Origin of the sequence: Paenibacillus sp. FSL M7-0134, from assembly GCF_038007865.1 — a bacterium.
Classification (GTDB): Bacteria; Bacillota; Bacilli; order Paenibacillales; family Paenibacillaceae; genus Paenibacillus; species Paenibacillus polymyxa_B.
The window spans coordinates 262,311-282,738 of sequence record NZ_JBBOXV010000001.1 but is presented as its reverse complement, the minus strand read 5'-3'; the positions used below and the strand labels follow the sequence as shown (position 1 = coordinate 282,738).

Sequence of the window (20,428 nt, the reverse complement as noted above, 5' to 3'; positions counted from 1 at the left end):
AACCGGTAGTTACCAGAAAACGTAGACACGAAAAAGGAGGAAGAGTCCGAAGGAGCCGTTCCGGGAATGGCCTGCGCGGTTCTTCTAAGAGTGACTAAGTGACATCTAGGTACAAAGCCTATCTATAAAGAATCTCTAAACCGGGAGTGTGTCGATGTGAGAGAGAATACCAACGAGCAATATGGATTAACGCAAGCCCAGCGCCGAATATGGTTCATGGAAATTATGAATCCGGGAACGTCCATCACGATGCTTTCCGCGACCTACCAGATTACGGGCGAGATCAACACACAGCTTCTGGAGCAAGCGGCGGCAGAGATCGTCAAAACCTATGACGTTTTCCGAATCCGCATTAGCGGGGATTTGCAAAATCCAACGCAGTGGTTCGAAGAGCCGGAGAATGTCCAAGCTAGGATAAGCCGCCTCGAAATAGGCACAACCGAACAATTCTATGCTTGGGTGAAAGAAGTAAGCGAAAAACCGGCCAGCGTGTTCGACGAACACCTCTACCAATTTACGATTATCCATTTTGCGAACGGCCAAGTATGGCTCAATTTGACGGTAAATCATATTATCGCCGACGGCTTGTCCGTCAATGCTTTGCTGCATGCGGTGATGGAAAAATACCTGGAACTGCGCAAAGGCATCTCCAGCAGTTACCAGGCCCCTTCCTATCTGGATTATATTTCCGCGGAGCGTGAATATGAGCAATCGCAGCGTTATCAAAAAGGCAAGGAATACTGGCTGACGAAGTACAACACTTTGCCTGAAACGACCGGCATTAAATCGTATCCGCCATTCTCGATCGGCAGCGAATCCAATAAACTGGCCATCACTTTGGACGGTTCCCGGTATGAACGCATTCTGGCCTTTAGCGAACAATATCAGGTCAGCTTATATACGTTATTTCTGTCCGCCATGTACGCCTTATTGTACAAGCTGACCGACAGCACCGATGTTCCGGTCGGCACGGTTTTCGCCAATCGCACCAGCAAGAAGGAAAAAGAAACGATCGGCATGTTCGTCAGCACCGTGGCTACGCGGATTCGTCTGAATCCAGACAGGCACGTGCTTTCCTTGATCCAAACGGTTTCCAAGGAAAATACGGCGGATCTGAGGTATCAGAAATACCCTTATAACCAATTGATCCAGGATTTACGCGAACAACACGGCCGCAACGATCTTTCGGGGCTGTTCCGCACGTCTCTGGAATATCTGCCTTTGAAAATCGTGGAGTACGAAGAAATCAAGGTACGCCTGGAGGCTCACTTCGCTAGGCACGAGATGGACGATTTGCTGCTGCGCTTCGACCATATGCTGAATGAAGGCCATGTAATTCTCCATGCTTCCTATCGTACCGGCCTGTTCGAGACGGCCGAGATTGATCGGATTATGGAACAGTATGTAACCGTTCTGGACCAGTTTCTTCAGACTCCCGAACTGCCGGTACGCGAGATTTCTCTGCTGAGCGATGAGGAGAGACACCGCATTCTCAACGTTTTTAACCCGCCGGTGGCAGGGCTGAGCGAGGGAGAAGCGTTTCATCGGTATGTTGAAAAGTTTGCCCGGGAAATTCCGGATCATCCGGCAGTCGTCTACATGGACAAACAGCTGACCTACGGCGAATTGAACGAACGCGCCGAGCGGCTGGCTTCTCTCCTTCGCGAACAGGGCGTGGGAAGGGAGACGATTACGGGGATCTGGGCGGAGCGTTCGGTGGAACTGCTGGTCGGGGTGCTCGCCGTTTGGAAAGCCGGCGGAGCCTATGTACCGCTGGACCCCGATTATCCGGCGGAGCGGATTGAGTACATGCTCAGCGATAGCGATGCATCGGTGCTGCTTACGCAGCGTCATCTGTTGGAGCGGGCCGGAGGTTGGTTGGCCGATGACCGGCTGAAGCTTCAAGCTGTCTATGCCATGGACGATGAACAGATTTATAACGGGGATGCCTTAGCCGTGGAATTTGAATCTGCCGGCAGCGCCCTGCAAGACTTGGCTTATGTGATTTACACCTCGGGTACGACGGGACGCCCGAAAGGCGTCATGATCGAGCACGGTAGTCTCGTGAATACGGCGGATGCGTACCGTCGCGAGTACCGGTTGGATCAGTTTCCGGTGCGGCTGCTGCAGCTGGCCAGCTTCTCGTTTGACGTGTTCGTCGGAGACATCGCGCGGACGCTGTATAACGGAGGCACGATGGTGATTGTGCCGAAGGATGACCGGATTGATCCGAACCTCTTGTACGGCTGGATTCGGGACCAAAACATTACGGTATTCGAATCGACGCCTGCGCTCATCCTGCCGTTCATGCAGCATATTTATGAAGAAGGGCTGGACGTTAGCTCCATGCAGTTGCTGATTACCAGCTCGGATGCTTGCAGTGTCACCGATTACCGATTGCTGCAGGAAAGATTCGGCGGACAATTCCGCATCATCAACAGCTATGGCGTTACCGAAGCGGCCATTGACAGCAGCTTTTACGGTGAGCCGCTGGATAAGCTGCCGCCGTCGGGTCATGTGCCGATCGGCAAAGCTTGGCTGAACGCCCGGTTTTACATTGTCGATGCCGCGTTAAAGCCGGTTCCTGTAGGGGTTCCGGGCGAGCTTGTCATCGGCGGCGCCGGGGTGGCGCGCGGGTACTGGAACCGTCCGGACCTAACCGCCGAGAAGTTTGCGGACAGCCCGTTTGTGCCGGGCGAACGTCTGTACCGGACAGGCGATTTGGCCCGCTGGCTGAAAGACGGCAACGTCGACTTCATCGGCCGGATCGACTATCAGGTGAAAATTCGCGGGTTCCGGATCGAACTCGGCGAAATTGAAACGGCCCTGCTGCGTTTCCCGGGCGTCAAGCAGGCTGTGGTGACCGACCGTACGGATGAGCAGGGGCAAAAGTATTTGTGCGGCTACGTGGCGGCGGATGCTTCCTTGCAGCTGAGCGATCTGCTGTCCCAATTGAAGCAAGAGCTGCCGGCCCATATGGTCCCGGCCCGGCTGGTGTCTCTTGATAAGCTTCCGCTCACGCCGAACGGCAAAATTGACCGTAAAGCGCTGCCTGAACCGACCGGAGAGGTAGAAGCAGGCCGTGAGTATGTGGCTCCTCGCACAACGCTGGAAACAAGACTTGCCCTCATTTGGCAGCAGGTGCTGGGTATTGCGCGAGTTGGAGTCCAAGACGATTTCTTTGACTTGGGTGGTCATTCCTTGCGGGCCTCCACGCTTGTTTCCAAAATTCGGAAAGAGCTGCAAGTCGAGGTTCCGTTGCGGGAAGTTTTCCGCTACACCACGATCGAACAGCTGGCCCAAAGAATCAGCGGTTTAAGGCAGCAGGAGACGTATGAGATCACAAAGGCGGCTGAGGCCGAGTACTATCCGGTTTCATCCGAGCAAAAGCGTCTGTACGTCCTGCGCCAGCTTGACGGGGCCGAGCGCAGCTACAATATGTCGGCGGCGCTTCTTCTCGAAGGCAAGCTGGACCGCACGCGCGTCGAGCACGCGTTCCGGGCGCTGATTCAGCGCCATGAGACGCTGCGTACCGGGATCGAGCAGGTTCAAGGCGAGCTTGTCCAGCGCATCTATGACGAGGTGGAGTTTGCTGTAGATTATTTCCAGGGGAGCGAGCGGGAAGTGGACCAAGTGGTGGAAGCTTACTATCATCCGTTTGATGTGACCAAGCCCCCACTTCTCCGCATCGGCCTGATCGAAGTCGCCGAGGATCGCCACATTCTGCTGTTCGATATGCACCATATCGTCTCGGACGGCATTTCGACAGCGCTGCTCTTCGACGAGTTCAGCCGCCTGTATCGGGGCGAGGAGCTGACCCCGCTGCGCATTCAATACAAAGATTATGCCGTTTGGCAGCATTCCGAAGCTTACGGGCAGCTGCTCCAGCTGCAGAAGGAGTACTGGCTGGAACAGCTGTCGGGCGAGCTGCCGGTCTTGGAGCTGCCGACGGACTTCCCGCGGCCTGCCGTGCAAAGCTTTGACGGCCGGACCGTGAAGTTTTATATCGGGAAAGAGCGGACAGAGAAGCTGAAAGAACTGGCGGCACGGACGGGGACGACCCTGTACATGGTGCTGCTGTCGGCTTACACCATCCTTATGCATAAATATTCGGGTCAGGAAGATCTGATCGTAGGAACGCCGATTGCCGGAAGAACGCAGGAAGAAGTGCAGCCGATCGTAGGGATGTTTATCAACACGCTGGCCATTCGCAGCCGTCCGGAGCGTTCCAAGCCGTACCTTTCGTACCTGGAAGAAATCAAGGACATCACGCTCGGGGCTTTCGAACACCAAAATTATTTGTTCGAAGACTTGGTAGTAAGTCTTCACATTCCGCGCGCGACCGGCCGGAATCCGCTCTTTGACACGTTCTTCTCCCTACAAAATACGGAGAACGAGCAAATTGTCATCGAGGGGCTGGAGCAATCGTTTTATCCACTGGAAAACCAAACATCCAAGTTCGAGCTGCTCCTGGATATTTCGGAGCTGGACGGTCAGCTCGAATGCCGGTTGGAGTACGCTACGGCTTTGTATAAACAAGAGACCGCGGAGCGGTTCGCCAGACATTATGACAAGCTGCTCGAAACCATCGCAGCAGCGCCGGACGGGGATATTGCCTCGCTGGAAATGCTCACGGAGGAGGAAATCCGCGAGCTGGTGCGCGGTTTCAACGATTCGGAGGCGGACTACCCGCGGCAGCAGACGATTCACGGCTTGTTCGAAGAGCAGGCGGAGCTTTACCCGGACAACGTGGCCGCCGTCATGAACGAGCGGCAGCTGACCTACCGCGAGCTGAACGAGCGATCCAACCGCCTTGCGCGGAAGCTGCGGGAGACGGGAGTAGAAGCGGACCAGCTGGTAGCGATTCTGGCCGAACGCTCGCTCGATATGGTCGTCGGCATTCTGGCGATTCTCAAAGCGGGCGGAGCCTACGTGCCTGTCGATCCCGACTACCCGGAGGAGCGCATCCGCTTCATGATCGAGGATTCGGGCGCGCCGTTATTGCTGATTCAAAAGCATCTGCACGAGAAGACCGACTTCGCAGGAACGCGCCTCGAATTGGACGATTTCGTTTGGGGCGACAGAGGAGCGGACTCCGACGATGTGCTGGACGCTTCGAACCTGGAGCCGATTTCCGGGCCGGGCAACCTGGCATATGTCATCTACACGTCGGGAACGACCGGCAGACCGAAAGGAACGCTGATCGAGCATAAGAACGTCGTGCGGCTCCTGTTCAACGACAAGAACCTGTTCGACTTCGGGCCGTCCGACACGTGGACGCTGTTCCACTCGTTCTGCTTCGATTTCTCTGTCTGGGAAATGTACGGAGCGCTGCTGTACGGAGGCAAGCTGGTCATCGTACCGCCGCTCACGGCGAAAAATCCGGCCGATTTCCTGGCGCTGCTGGGCCGCGAACAGGTTACCATTTTGAACCAGACACCAACGTACTTCTACCAGCTGCTGCGTGAGGTCTTGACGGATCATCCATACGATTTGCGGATTCGCAATGTGATCTTTGGGGGCGAAGCGCTGAGTCCGCTGCTGCTCAAGGGCTTCAAGACGAAGTACCCGACGACGAAGCTAATCAATATGTACGGCATTACCGAGACGACGGTTCACGTGACATATAAGGAAATCACATGGGTCGAAATAGAGGCGGCGAAGAGCAATATCGGCAAGCCGATCCCGACGCTGAGGGTGTACGTCCTGGATGAAAGCTGCCGCCCTGTGCCGATCGGCGTAGCGGGCGAAATGTACGTGGCCGGGGAAGGCCTTGCAAGAGGATATCTGAACCGTCCGGATCTGACGGCGGAGAAGTTCGTCGATTCCCCGTTTGCGGAGGGGGAGAAACTGTACCGCTCGGGCGACTTGGCGGCTTGGCTGCCGGACGGCAATATCGAATACCTGGGCCGAATCGATCACCAGGTCAAAATCCGCGGTTACCGGATCGAACTGGACGAAATCGAGACGCAGCTGCTGAACGTCGAGGGCGTGGAAGAAGCGGTGGTGCTTGCCCGTCAGGACGGCGGGGGCGAGAAGGCACTTGTCGCCTACTTTGTGGCGGACCGGACACTGACGGTCAGCGAAATGAGAACCTCGCTGGCCCAGGGAATGCCGGGGTACATGATCCCGTCGTACTTCGTGCAGCTGGAGCGCATGCCGCTGACGGCCAACGGCAAAGTAGACCGCAAAGCGCTGCCGGAGCCCCAAGGCAGCTTGCAGACGGGCGTCGAATATGTAGCACCGCGTAACCGGACGGAGTCCGAGCTTGTGAAGATCTGGGAGGAAGTGCTGGGTTACTCCGGTATTGGAGTCCTGGACAATTTCTTCGAGCTCGGAGGCCACTCCTTGCGGGCGACGAACCTTGTCAGCAAGATTCGGAAGGAAATGAACGTCGAACTTCCGCTGCGCGATGTGTTCCGCTATATGACGGTAGAATCGATGGCCGGGGCTATTGCCAGCTTGGAAGAATCGCAGCACAGCTCGATTCCGAAAGCGGAAGAGAAAGCGTACTATCCGGTTTCCTCCGCGCAAAAAAGGCTGTACGTCCTGCACCAGCTGGATAGCTTGGAGCTGAATTATAATCTCCCAAGCGCCTTGCAATTGAGAGGGGCTTTGAACGAGGCCAAAGTGGAAAAGGCGCTGACTACTTTGGTGGCCCGGCACGATATGCTGCGCACCGGATTTGAAATCGTGAATGGGGAGCCGGTTCAGCGTATTCATCCGCTCGTAGCTTTCAAGGTCGAGAAGCTTCAAGCAAGCGAAGATCAGGTTGCGGCCATTCTTGAAGGCTTCATTCAGCCTTTTGACTTGACCCAGCCGCCTTTGCTGCGCGCCCTGCTGATCGAACTGGAGAAAGAGAAATTCCTGCTCGCGCTGGATATTCATCATATTGGTTCCGACGGCCTTTCCATGGACGTGCTGCTGCGTGAATTCGTGCGGCTTTACAATGGGGAAGAATTGCCGGAGCTGCGGATTCAATACAAGGATTACGCCGTTTGGCAGCAATCCGAGGAGCAGCGCCAGCGCATCAAACGGCAGGAGGAATACTGGCGCGGGGTATTCAGCTCCGAGCTTCCGGTTCTTGAGCTGCCTCTCGACTTCTCCCGCCCGGCCGTCCAGCAGTTTGACGGTCAAACGCTCACGTTTACGCTGGATGCGGAGAAAAGCGAAGCTCTCAAACGGCTTGCCGGCGATTCGGGGGCGACGCTGTACATGCTTCTGCTGGCTGCGTACTCCGTATTGCTTCATAAATACGCGGGACAGGAAGATATAGTGGTCGGCACTCCGATTGCCGCCCGTTCTCACGCCGACCTGCAGCCGATTATCGGCATGTTCGTCAATACGCTGGCCCTTCGCTTGGGTCCGGCGGCGGAGCGGACGTTCCTGGATTACTTGCAGGAAGTGAAGGAAACGACGCTTGGAGCCTACGAGCACCAGGACTATCCGTTCGAGGAGCTGGTGGAAGCTCTTCAGGTGAGCCGGGATTTAAGCCGGAATCCTCTGTTTGACACCATGTTTTCTTTGCAAAAGCACGAAAGCTTGGATTTAACCCTGGAAGGCTTGCAATGGTCGCTGTTCGACATCGAGGAAAAGACGGCAAAGTTTGATCTTAGCTTTGATATCGTGGAAGCCGATAACGAGCTGGTTTGCAAGATCGAGTACGCTACCTCGTTGTTTAGACAGGAAACGATGGTACGGCTGGCGGGTCATTACGAGCAGCTTTTGGCGTCGATCCTGGCTCAGCCGGGTGCGCGGATTTCGGATTTGGATATCTTGACGGACAGCGAAAAGCATGATTTCCTGGTCGAGTTTGACGTGTCGTCTCCGGCTCTTGCGAAGCAACCCGCCGCAGAGGGTACAGGTTTGGAGGCGGATGAGTCGTGGAGAGAGAGAACGTTCCACGAGCTGTTCGAGGAGCAGGCGGAGCGCACTCCGGGAGCGTTGGCGGTTGTCTACGAAGACAGTAAGCTGACGTATGCGGAGCTGAACGCCAAAGCGAATCGTCTGGCGTATGCACTGCGGGCGCGCGGGGTGAAGCCGGAACAGGTGGTCGGCATTCTGGCCGACCGTTCGGCGGAGCTGTTGATCGGGGTGCTCGCCGTATGGAAAGCGGGCGGCGCTTATGTGCCGCTCGACCCGGACTATCCGGCGGAGCGGATCGAGTATATGCTAGCGGACAGCGGGGCGTCGGTGCTGCTCACGCAGACCCGCCTGCTGGAGCAGGCGGAAGCTTGGCGCAGCGACGGAGCTCTAGTGCTGCAAACGGTGCTTGCGCTTGACGACGCCGCGACGTACAGCCTCGGAGCGGCGGAAGCGGCTGTGGGCGAAGCAGGCGCAGAGGCGGAGGCTTTGGCGCAAGCGGAAACGGCTGCCGCCGAAACGTCCGCCACGGCAGAAGCCGAGAAGAACGTACTAGCGGCGGATCTCGCATCGAATCCGGCGAATGTGAACAAGCCGCACGATTTGGCTTACGTCATCTACACCTCCGGTACGACGGGCCGTCCAAAGGGCGTGGCGGTGGAAAACCGCAGCCTGGTGAACACGGCGGCGGGCTACCGGCGGGACTACCGCCTGGATCAGTTCCCGATCCGGCTGCTGCAGCTCGCCAGCTTCTCGTTCGACGTGTTCGTCGGCGATATTGCGCGGACGCTGTACAACGGCGGCACCATGGTCATCGTGCCGAAGGACGACCGGATTGATCCAACCCGCCTCTACGGCTGGATTCGCGACTACGCCGTGACGGTGTTCGAATCGACGCCAGCGCTGATCGTGCCGTTCATGGAGCATGTGCATGCCGAGGATATGGACCTCAGCTCGATGCAGCTGCTGATCACAAGCTCGGATGCGTGCAGCGTAGCGGATTACCGCACCTTGCAGGAGCGCTTCGGCTCGCAGTTCCGTATTATTAACAGCTACGGCGTAACGGAAGCGGCGATTGACTCCAGCTTCTATGACGAGCCGCTGGAGAAGCTGCCGAAGACGGGCAGCGTGCCGATCGGGAAAGCGTGGCTGAACGCCAAGTTCTACATCGTGGATGCGAATCTGAAGCCGGTGCCGATCGGGGTGTTGGGCGAGCTGGTTATCGGCGGAGCGGGTGTGGCCCGCGGTTACTTGAACCGCCCGGATTTGACGGCGGAGAAATTCGTAGACAGCCCGTTCGCCGCTGGGGAGCGGCTGTACCGGACGGGTGACCTGGCGCGCTGGATGCCGGACGGCAACGTGGACTTCATCGGCCGGATCGACAACCAGGTGAAAATTCGCGGCTATCGGATCGAGCTTGGTGAAATTGAAGCGGCCATGAAAAATGTTGCCGGCGTGCGTCAAGCGCTTGTCATCGACCGGACGGACGAGCGGGGGCAGAAATATTTGTGCGGGTATGTCGTAGCGGATTCCAGCTTCGATCTGGAAGGGCTTGTGGCCCATCTGGACGCCGCGCTGCCTTCCCATATGGTGCCTTCGCGCATCATGCGCCTGGATCAAATGCCGCTTACGCCGAACGGGAAGATCGACCGTAAAGCGCTGCCTGTGCCGGAAGGAAGCATTCGTGCCGAGGCTGCATACACGGCGCCTCGTACTCCTGCCGAGCAAGCACTTGCATCGGTCTGGCAGTCGGTGCTGGGCGTGGATCAGGTCGGCACGATGGACAATTTCTTTGCGCTCGGCGGCGATTCGATCAAGGCCTTGCAGGTATCGTCCCGTCTTTTGCAAACGGGGTACAAGCTGGTCATGAAAGATTTGTTCCATTACCCGACGATTTCCGCCCTTAGTTTGCAGCTGCAAACGGCGGAGAGAACGGCAAGCCAGGCCGAAGTGACGGGAGAGGTCATCTTGACCCCGATTCAGCGCTGGTTCTTTGAACAAAATCCGGCCGACGTGCATCACAGCAACCAGGCGTTCATGCAGTTCTCCAAGCAAGGCTTTGACGAAGAAGCTTTACGCCAAGCGGTGCGTCAGCTTGTCGTGCATCACGATGCTCTCCGTACGGTTTACCGCCAAACCGAGAACGGCTATACCGCCTGGAACCGCGGCGCCGGGGAGAACGAAGCGCTGTTCGATCTGGAAGTTGTCGATTTCAAGGGAGTCGGCGACGTGAAAGAAGCGGTAGAGGCTAAGGCGAATGACATTCAAGCGAGCATCGATCTGGAAAACGGTCCGCTGGTGAAGCTCGGCTTGTTCCGCTGCGACGACGGCGACCACCTGCTCATCGCGATCCATCACTTGGTCGTAGACGGCGTATCCTGGCGGATTCTGCTTGAGGATCTTGCTGCCGGCTATGAGCAGGCGCTGCAAGGGCAGCCGATCCGTCTGCCGCTCAAAACGGATTCATTCCAAACGTGGGCGAAACAGCTCGCTGATTATGCGAACGGTCCGGCGATGGAAAACGAGAGAGAGTATTGGCAGCATATCGAGCAATTGACCTATGAGCCGCTTCCGAAAGATTTTGAACAAGGCAGATCCAAGCTGAAGGACAGCGGGCTCGTGACCGTTCGCTGGACGGCGGAGGAAACCGAACAGCTGCTGAAGCAGGCACACCGTGCTTACCATACGGAAATGAACGATTTGCTGCTTGCCGCGCTTGGCCTCGCGGTACAAGCTTGGAGCGGCCAGGAACGCGTGCTGGTGAATCTCGAAGGCCACGGCCGGGAAGATATTTTGCCGGATGTGGACATTACGCGCACGGTAGGCTGGTTTACAAGCCAATTCCCTGTCGTTCTGGAGCCGGGTCACGCCCAGGCGCTCGGTCATCAGGTGAAACAGGTTAAAGAAAGCTTGCGCCGCATTCCGAACAAAGGAATCGGCTACGGCATCCTGCGTTATTTGTCGGCGCCGCGTGACGGCGAGCGCTTCGCTTTGGAGCCGGAGATCAGCTTTAACTATTTGGGTCAGTTCGACCAGGATTACGAAAGCAGCGGCTCGAGGCCGTCTCCGTTCAGCCCGGGCTCCGATTCAAGCCCGAATGCAGTGATGGATTATGTCCTCGATATCAACGGTATGGTGTCGGAAGGAGTACAGGAACTCACGATCCGTTATGGGGAAACCCAGTATAAACGGGAAACGGTAGAGCGCCTGGGCACCCTGCTTCATTCGAGCTTGCGTGAAGTCATCAGCCATTGCGTATCGAAAGAGCGGCCGGAGCTTACGCCTAGCGACGTACTGCTTCAAGATGTGACGTTGGAGGAACTGGAGCGGCTGACCGAACATACGGCGGCGCTCGGCGAACTGGAGAATGTATACACCCTGACTCCGCTGCAAAAAGGGATGTTGTTCCACAGCCTGCTGGATGCCGATTCGGAAGCTTACTTCGAACAGGTGACCTTCGATCTGTACGGAAGCCTGAATGTCGAAGCCTTCACCCAAGGATTGGATACGCTGGTGCAGCGGAATGAGGCGCTGCGGACCAACTTTATTACCGGCTGGAGAGACGAGCCGATTCAAGTGGTATTCCGTGAGCGGAAGTGTGAAGTGTACTTCGAAGATATTCGCTCAGTAAGCGATGATGACCCGGAGAAGATGATAGCCGATTTCGTCAGCGCGGATAAAGCGAACAAGTTCGATTTGGCCCGAGGCTCTCTTATGCGCGTGACAGTTTTGCGCACGGGCGACGAGTCCTACCATGTGATCTGGAGTCACCATCACATTTTGATGGACGGCTGGTGCATGTCCTTTATGATCAAGGAAGTGTTCGACACCTACTTCGCGTTCCAGGAGAAGCGGACGCTGGAGCTTCCTCCGGTTACCTCGTACTCCCGGTATATCGAATGGCTGGAAGCTCAAGATGCCGCGAAAGCTTCGCGTTACTGGTCCGAGTATTTGGCGGGTTACGATCAGCAGACCAAGCTGCCCCAGGAGAAAACGCAGCTGAAGCAGGGCGCTTTTGAAGCGGCTGAAATCGATGTGGAACTCAGCAAGGAACTGACCGGGCAAATCGAGCGGGTGGCGCGCCAGCAGCAGGTGACGCTCAATACGTTCATGCAGACCGTATGGGGACTGGTTCTGCAGGTATACAACAACAGCGAGGATGTCGTATTCGGCTCCGTCGTATCCGGGCGTCCGGCGGAAATTCCGGGCATCGAAAGCATGATCGGCCTGTTTATTAATACGATCCCGGTCCGTATTCAAGGCAAAGCCGAGGAGACGGTAGCCGATATCTTGAGAAAAACCCAGGATCAAGCGCTGGCATCGGGAGCTTACGAAACGTTCCCGCTGTTCGAAATTCAGTCGCTGAGCGAGCAAAAGCGCGATTTGATCAACCATATCATGGTCTTCGAAAATTATCCGATGGAAGAACAGATTGAGCAGGTCGTCGGCGGAGACAAAGAAGCGCTGAAAATCGCTAATATCCAGTCGCCGGAGCAAACGAACTACGACCTGGACATTACCGTCATTCCGGAAGAGCATATTTTGCTGCGGTTTACGTACAATGCGCTGACGTTCAGAGAGGAAGACATCAGGCTGATCCACGGTCATTTTGCCCGGGCACTGGAGAAGGTTGCGGCTAACCCAAACATCCGCGTGAATCAGTTGGAGCTTTTGACGGCGGCGGAAAAAGAGCAAATTCTTGGCGCGTTTAACCCGGCGCAGCCGGAAGCGGCTCCTGCGTCGGCGTTCCACCGGCTGTTCGAGGAACAGGCGGAGCGCACGCCGGAAGCGGCAGCTGTCGTGTACGAGAATGACCGGCTGACGTATGCGGAGCTGAACGAGCGGGCGAATCGCTTGGCGGCCACGCTGCGCGCAAGCGGCATCGGCCGGGAGTCGATCGTCGGCATTCTCGCCGAGCGTTCGGTGGACTTGCTGGTGGCCGTGCTGGCCGTCTGGAAAGCGGGCGGTGCGTATGTGCCGCTCGACCCGGATTACCCGGCGGAGCGCGTGCGGTTCATGCTCGAAGACAGCGGAGCGAAGGTGCTGCTGACGCAAACGCTGCTGCGAGAGCGCGCCGAAGCCTGGCTCGGCGAAGAGGAGCTGGCGCTGGCGGCGGTGCTGTACCTCGACGACGAAACTTCGTACAGCGAGGAGGGGACGAATGCCGACAGCTTCCATGAAGCCCGTCCAGAGGACCTGGCGTACGTGATCTATACGTCGGGAACGACGGGCAAGCCGAAGGGCGTGATGATCGAGCACCGCAGCCTGGTGAACACGGCGGCGGGCTACCGGCGGGAATACCGGTTGGACCAGTTCCCGGTGCGGCTGCTGCAGCTCGCAAGCTTCTCGTTCGACGTGTTCGTGGGAGATATCGCGCGGACGCTGTACAACGGAGGCACGATGGTGATTGTGCCGAAGGACGATCGGATCGATCCGTCTCGTCTGCACTACTGGATTGAGCGGGAGCGGGTCACCATCTTCGAATCGACGCCGGCGCTGATCGTGCCGTTCCTGGAGTACGTGCACGAGCAGCGGCTGGATATGAGCTGGATGGAGCTGTTAATCACGAGCTCGGACAGCTGCAGCGTGGCGGATTACCGGACCTTGCAGGAACGCTTCGGCTCGTTGTTCCGGATCATCAACGCCTACGGCGTGACGGAAGCGGCGATCGACTCAAGCTTCTACGACGAGCCGCTGACGAAGCTGCCGCAGACAGGCCATGTGCCGATTGGCAAAGCGTGGCTGAATGCGAAATTCTACATCGTGGATGCGCATCTGAATCCGGTGCCGGTCGGGGTGCTGGGCGAGCTGGTCATCGGCGGAGTCGGGGTAGCGCGCGGGTACTTGAACCGTCCGGAGCTGACGGAAGAGAAGTTCGTAGACAGCCCATTCGCCGCGGGCGAGCGGCTGTACCGCACGGGAGACTTGGCGCGGTGGATGGAGGACGGGAACGTGGACTTCATCGGCCGGATCGACAACCAGGCGAAAATCCGGGGGTACCGGATTGAGACGGGCGAAGTCGAAGCGAAGCTACTGAGTGTAGGTGGCGTAAAGGAAGCGGTCGTCGTCGTCAGGGAAGATCAAGAAGGTCAGAAAGCTTTGTGCACTTATTATACAGCGGAAGAAGGCTTGACGGCGGCGGACCTGAAGCGGGCGATTGCCAGCGAGCTGCCGGGGTACATGATCCCGTCGTACTTCGTGGAGCTGGAGCGCCTGCCTCTGACGCCGAACGGAAAGATCGACCGGAAGGCGCTGCCGGCACCGGAAGGGGGAGCAGGCGGAGGCCGCGAATACGTGGCGCCGCGCACCGAACTTGAGGAGAAGCTGGCCGCCATTTGGCACGATGTGCTTGTTCGGGAGAAGGCGGTAGGCGTAACGGACAACTTCTTCGACCTCGGCGGACACTCCCTGCGGGCGACGACGCTTGTCAGCAAAATGCATAAGGAGCTAGGCGTTGAATTCCCGCTTCGCGACGTATTCCGCTACTCGACGGTTGAGGAAATGGCCGCGGCTATGGAGCGGCTGGAGATCGGCTCGTTCACGGCTATTCCGGCTGCGGAACCTAGCGAGTATTATCCGCTCTCTTCCGCTCAGAAACGTCTCTATATCTTGAACCAGCTGGAAGGAGCCGAGCTGAGCTACAACATACCGGGAGCTATGCTGCTCGAAGGGGAGCTCGACCGGCAGCGGTTTGAAGAAGCGTCCCGCGGGCTCGTAGCTCGTCATGAAACGCTACGTACCGGCTTTGAGATGGTAAAAGGCGAAGCGGTTCAGCGGATTTACGAAGAAGCCGCCTTCCAGGTGGAATATGTGCAGATCAGCGGGGAGCAGGCGGAAGAAACGGTGCGCCAATTCGTTCGTCCGTTTGATCTAGCGAAGCCGCCACTTCTGCGGGTAGGCCTTGCCGAACTGGCGCCGGACCGGCACATTCTAATGTTCGATACGCATCATATCGTATCTGACGGCGTTTCGATTGACGTACTGATCGAAGAGTTCGTCCGCTTGTACAGCGGGGAGCAGTTGGAGCCGCTCCGCATTCAGTACAAAGATTATGCGGTATGGCAGCAATCGGACGAGCAGAAAGCTCAGCTTGCCAAGCAGGAAGCCTACTGGCTCGACATGTTCCGCGGAGAGCTGCCGGTTTTGGAATTGCCGACGGACTATCCGCGCCCGGCTATGCAGAGCTACGAGGGCCGCACGCTGCAATTGTTTATGGATAGCGAGAAAAGCGAGGGTCTGAAACGGCTTGCAGCCGAGAACGGCGCAACGCTTTACATGGTTCTGCTTGCTGGTTATACAATATTATTGCATAAATATACAGGACAAGAAGACGTGGTGGTCGGTACGCCGATTGCGGGAAGAAATCACAGCGACATTCAGCCGCTGATCGGGATGTTCGTCAATACCCTGGCCATCCGCAGTTATCCGGCTGCCGGTAAGACGTTCCTTGACTACTTGAAGGAAATCAAGGAGACGACGCTGGGCGCTTTTGAACATCAGAATTATCCGTTTGAGGAACTGGTGGATAAGGTGAACGTGACTCGTGATTTACGCCGCAATCCGCTGTTCGATACGATGTTTGCTTTGCAGAATACAGAGAATTTGGAAATCCAGCTTCCCGGACTCCATTTGTCGACGTATGCCAGCGAAGAAATTGTTTCTAAATTCGATCTCAGCTTGGACGTCACGGAGATCGAGGAAGGCTTGGAATATCTGTTTGAATACGCCACTGCTCTTTATAAAACCGAAACGGTGGAGAAATTGGCCGCTCACTACTTGCAGCTGCTTGAATCCATTCTCTGCAACCCGTCGGCGACTATTGCCGAGCTGGGCATTTTGACACCGGCGGAAAAAGAGCAAATTCTCGGCGCGTTTAACCCGGCGCAGCCGGAAGCGGCTTCTGCGGCCGCGTTCCACCGGCTGTTTGAGGAACAGGCGGAGCGCACGCCGGAAGAGGCGGCCGTCGTGTACGAGAATGATCGGCTGACCTATGCGGAGCTGAACGAGCGGGCGAACCGCTTGGCGGCTACGCTGCGCGCAAGCGGCATCGGCCGGGAGACGATCGTCGGCATTCTCGCCGAGCGTTCGGTGGACTTGCTGGTGGCCGTGCTGGCCGTCTGGAAAGCGGGCGGGGCGTATGTGCCGCTCGACCCGGATTATCCGGCAGACCGCGTGCGGTTCATGCTTGAAGACAGCGGAGCGAAGGTGCTGCTGACGCAAACGGCGCTGCGAGAGCGCGCCGAAGCCTGGCTCGGCGAAGAGGAGCTGGCGCTGGCGGCGGTGCTGTACCTCGACGACGAAACTTCGTACAGCGAGGAGGGGACGAATGCCGACAGCTTCCATGAAGCCCGTCCAGAGGACCTGGCGTACGTGATCTATACGTCGGGAACGACGGGCAAGCCGAAGGGCGTGATGATCGAGCACCGCAGCCTGGTGAACACGGCGGCGGGCTACCGGCGGGAATACCGGTTGGATCAGTTCCCGGTGCGGCTGCTGCAGCTGGCAAGCTTCTCGTTCGACGTGTTCGTGGGAGATATCGCGCGGACGCTGTACAACGGAGGCACGATGGTGATTGTGCCGAAGGACGATCGGATCGATCCGTCTCGTCTGCACTACTGGATTGAGCGGGAGCGGGTCACAATCTTCGAATCGACGCCGGCGCTGATCGTGCCGTTCCTGGAGTACGTGCACGAGCAGCGGCTGGATATGAGCTGGATGGAGCTGTTGATCACGAGCTCGGACAGCTGCAGCGTGGCGGATTACCGGACCTTGCAGGAACGCTTCGGCTCGTTGTTCCGGATCATCAACGCCTACGGTGTGACGGAAGCGGCGATCGACTCAAGCTTCTACGACGAGGAGCTGGCGAAGCTGCCGCAGACAGGCCATGTGCCGATCGGCAAAGCGTGGCTGAATGCGAAATTCTACATCGTGGACGCGCATCTGAACCCGGTGCCGGTCGGGGTGCTGGGCGAGCTGGTTATCGGCGGAGTCGGGGTAGCGCGCGGGTACTTGAACCGTCCGGAGCTGACAGAAGAGAAGTTCGTAGACAGTCCGTTCGCCGCGGGCGAGCGGCTGTACCGCACGGGAGACTTGGCGCGGTGGATGGAGGACGGCAACGTGGACTTCATCGGCCGGATCGACAACCAGGCGAAAATCCGGGGCTACCGGATCGAGACGGGCGAGATCGAGTCGCAGCTGCTGCGGGTGGAAGGCGTGCGCGAAGCGGTGGTGCTGGTTCGAAGTGACGCGAACGGGCAGAAAGCGCTGTGCGCGTACTACACAACGGATGGCGAACTGACGGCGGCAGACCTGAAACGGGCGATCTCCAGCGAGCTGCCGGGTTACATGATCCCGTCGTACTTCGTGGAGCTGGAGCGCCTGCCTCTGACGCCGAACGGGAAAATCGACCGGAAGGCGCTGCCGGCGCCGGAAGGGGGAGCAAGCGCAGGCCGCGAATACGTGGCGCCGCGCACCGAACTGGAGGCGAAACTGGTCGCCATCTGGCAGGACGTGCTCGGGCCGGTCACGATTGGCGTGACGGACAACTTCTTCGACCTCGGCGGGCACTCCCTGCGGGCGACGACGCTGGTCAGCAAGGTGCACAAGGAGCTGAGCGTGGACCTGCCGCTGCGCGATGTGTTCCGGCACTCGACCATCGAAGCGATGGCCGAAGCGATCAGCCAATTGGAGCGGCAGGAACACCTCTCCATTCCGGTTCTGGATAAGAGGGATTACTATCCGCTTTCCTCCGTGCAAAAACGGCTGTACATCCAGCAGCAGATGGAAGGCGCCGAGCTTAGCTACAACATGTCCGGCATGACGGTTCTCGTCGGGCGTTTGGAACGGAATCAATTCGAGGCGGCGCTCAAAGGATTGATAGCTCGTCACGAAATTTTGCGAACCGGCTTCGAAATGGTCGACGGCGAACCGGTACAACGGATTTATCCGGACTTGAAGTTTGCCGTCGAGTATACGAAAGCGACGGAAAGTGAAACGAAGAGCATCGTAGACGGCTTTGTACGCGTCTTTGATTTGGAGCGGCCGCCGCTGCTGCGTGTGGGCTTAGTCGAATGGGAAGCGGAACGGCATCTGCTCATGCTGGACATTCATCATATCGTCACGGATGGCATGTCGATGGGCATCTTCGTCGAAGAGCTGCTGCGCCTGTATAACAGCGAGACTCTGGAACCGCTTCGGATTCAATACAAGGAATTCGCCGCTTGGCAGCAGTCCGAACCTGTAAAAGAGCGGCTGAAACGTCAGGAAGCCTACTGGCTGGACATGCTGGAAGGCGAACTGCCGACGCTTGAACTGCCTACGGACTTTGTCAGACCTGCCGCTCGCAGCTTTGAGGGAGATGTGCTGACTTTCAGCATCGACAAGCAGATCACCGACAGCTTGCAGCGCATCGCCGATGAGAACGGTGCCACCCTTTATATGGTGTTATTGGCGGCCTATTCAATCCTGCTCAGCAAGTACTCGGGACAAGAAGACTTCATTGTAGGCACGCCGGTTTCGGGCCGCACACATGCCGACCTGGAGCCGCTCATCGGAATGTTTGTCAACACTTTGGCGATTCGCCATTATCCGTCCGGGGAGAAGACGTTCCTCGCTTACTTGAACGAAGTCAAAGAAACGATGCTGGGGGCCTACGACCACCAGGATTATCCGTTCGAGGAGCTTGTGAAAAAGCTGCAGGCGCCGCGAGATCAAAGCCGCAATCCTGTATTCGATGTCATGTTTGCTCTGGAAACCAAGGAAGATAACGTTCAAAGCTTCGGGGATATCAAGATCGAATCTTATCCGGAAACTCATACGGTTTCCCAATTTGACCTTACCTTGGTCATTTCGTTGCTGGATGAGGGAATGAACGGGCAGTTTGAATATGCCACCAAGTTGTTTACGCTCAATCTGATCGACAATTTCGCTCAGGACCTGCTCGTGATCATCACCCAAATTTGCGAACAGCCTTCGGTGCTGTTGAAGGATATTTCCCTGAACGGGCAATCCGAACAGGAGCAAGATGAGCTAGAGGCCATTGATATTATTTTCTAATCCCTTACCCGGCTTGGGTGTATGCCGTATTTCTCTCGGTACGCATCCTGCCGGGTGTTTTTTTCCAAATGAAAGGGAAAAATCCACCACAGGAATCTGACGTCAAGTGCCGCTGAGCAACTATTTCAATTTATTGGAAAATCGACAAAACACAACAGACTACCATCCAAATCTGCTTGGTAGTTTTTTTTTTGTAAAAGGGGTCGAATAAGCTGAATTGAGATTTTTAAGACTCTCTTTATATCCTGCATTTCCTGCATAAATCCCATTTAGATTTATCATAAAATGATGCTGTTTTTTCAAGGCTTATCCATCGAGATATTTTTTGTGCAGTTTTTTTGTTTTCAGATCATTATCTCACTCACGGTTAATTGAACGAACAATAGGCTCACCTCATTAGGTTTTTTAATATCGTATGATGGCACGAAGACTGTGCGGCTCTCGTGACACTAGATACCTTGGAAGCCTTAGAACAACAAATAAAAGTAATAAAGCACGATAATGGAATTTATAAAGTTAGAACGATTACAGACGAAGAGGATATAATACCTGTACCTGCAATTGGTAAACTGGTTTATAACATTGAAGAGGAAGAATCAACAATTAGGAAAGAAGACGTTAACGGAACTGAACTCGATTACGAAGAATATGATGAAGGGGGTGATTACTTTGTTCCATTACCTACTAATATTAAACCAATAATAGATAGTTTTAATTCACTAGATGACAGAAGAGTTCAAACTGTTATAAATTCTTATTATTGCTAATTGTTGCGTATCACATCTTTCGTTACTTATAAATACACTTGTCTCAAATATCTCGAACGAGAGCCTATTGTCAGTTTATTATGACAATTTAATTGAGAGAGTTAAAAAATTTTAAGGAAGATCAGAAGGAAGAGTTTATCGGTTTAATGGTGGATATAATTGATTCGCTTAAGGACTATGTTCACAAGGGTCAACTTAATGGGAAAAAGAATTTAGCGAAACCAAACTTAGATAAATTGAGCTACTTTTTAACTATTTGCGGAAAATCAATCTATAAATCTGCTGAATTAGAGTACAAAGATGTCCAAACCGAAGTATGTTTAGTTCCAGGGTATCAAGAGATAAAAAGGAAACGTGAAGCTCTTGGAGAAGACAATGGCTTCATTGAAAGAAGTGAATAATGAACTAGTAAGAGATTTGATAGAAGAATTTAATAAAATAAAAATGGATAATAACCTAACTTTAGTTCAAAAAGAGCATCTGAAGACAGCACTTCTTCTTGAACTCTCACGAACTACAGGGCGGTTAGTTCAAATATATGGACAATGGACTAAAGATGGACAGATTATTAGAGATAATTCTTTGAAAAAGAAAATTGATCATTTAAGCACGTTATATGCGACATTCAGTATATTGAGGAAATGGTTATGAAATAGGAATATCCTGAGTCGCTGTAAATGGATTTATTAAGATGTAAAATCATAATAATCCGCCACTGTATAAATATTCTTTAAGGACTGCGG

At 55.6% G+C, this 20,428-nt stretch carries 4 protein-coding genes; all 4 read left to right on the top strand.

The window, feature by feature from the left end:
• The first annotated feature begins 156 nt into the window (after positions 1-156).
• The gene (locus NSQ58_RS01175) at positions 157-18,918 is read left to right on the top strand and encodes a non-ribosomal peptide synthetase (protein WP_341056760.1); all 18,762 of its coding nucleotides are present in this window, start codon (positions 157-159) and stop codon (positions 18,916-18,918) included.
• Positions 18,919-19,361: 443 nt separating this feature from the next.
• Complete coding sequence (locus tag NSQ58_RS01170) at positions 19,362-19,685, top strand: hypothetical protein (RefSeq protein ID WP_341056759.1); 324 nt, start codon at positions 19,362-19,364, stop codon at positions 19,683-19,685.
• Between the two features lie 92 nt (positions 19,686-19,777).
• On the top strand, positions 19,778-20,086 hold the full coding sequence (locus NSQ58_RS01165; protein ID WP_341056758.1) for a hypothetical protein: 309 nt from the start codon (positions 19,778-19,780) through the stop codon (positions 20,084-20,086).
• Entirely contained in the window at positions 20,061-20,336 is a 276-nt protein-coding gene (locus NSQ58_RS01160) for a hypothetical protein (RefSeq protein ID WP_023990460.1), read from the top strand. Before NSQ58_RS01165 ends, NSQ58_RS01160 begins: the two co-directional genes overlap by 26 nt.
• Positions 20,337-20,428: the final 92 nt, after the last annotated feature.

Coding starts and splice junctions, on each gene's coding strand:
- NSQ58_RS01160 (WP_023990460.1), top strand. CDS start 20,061: ATGGCTTCATTGAAAGAAGTGAATAATGAACTAGTAAGAGATTTGATA.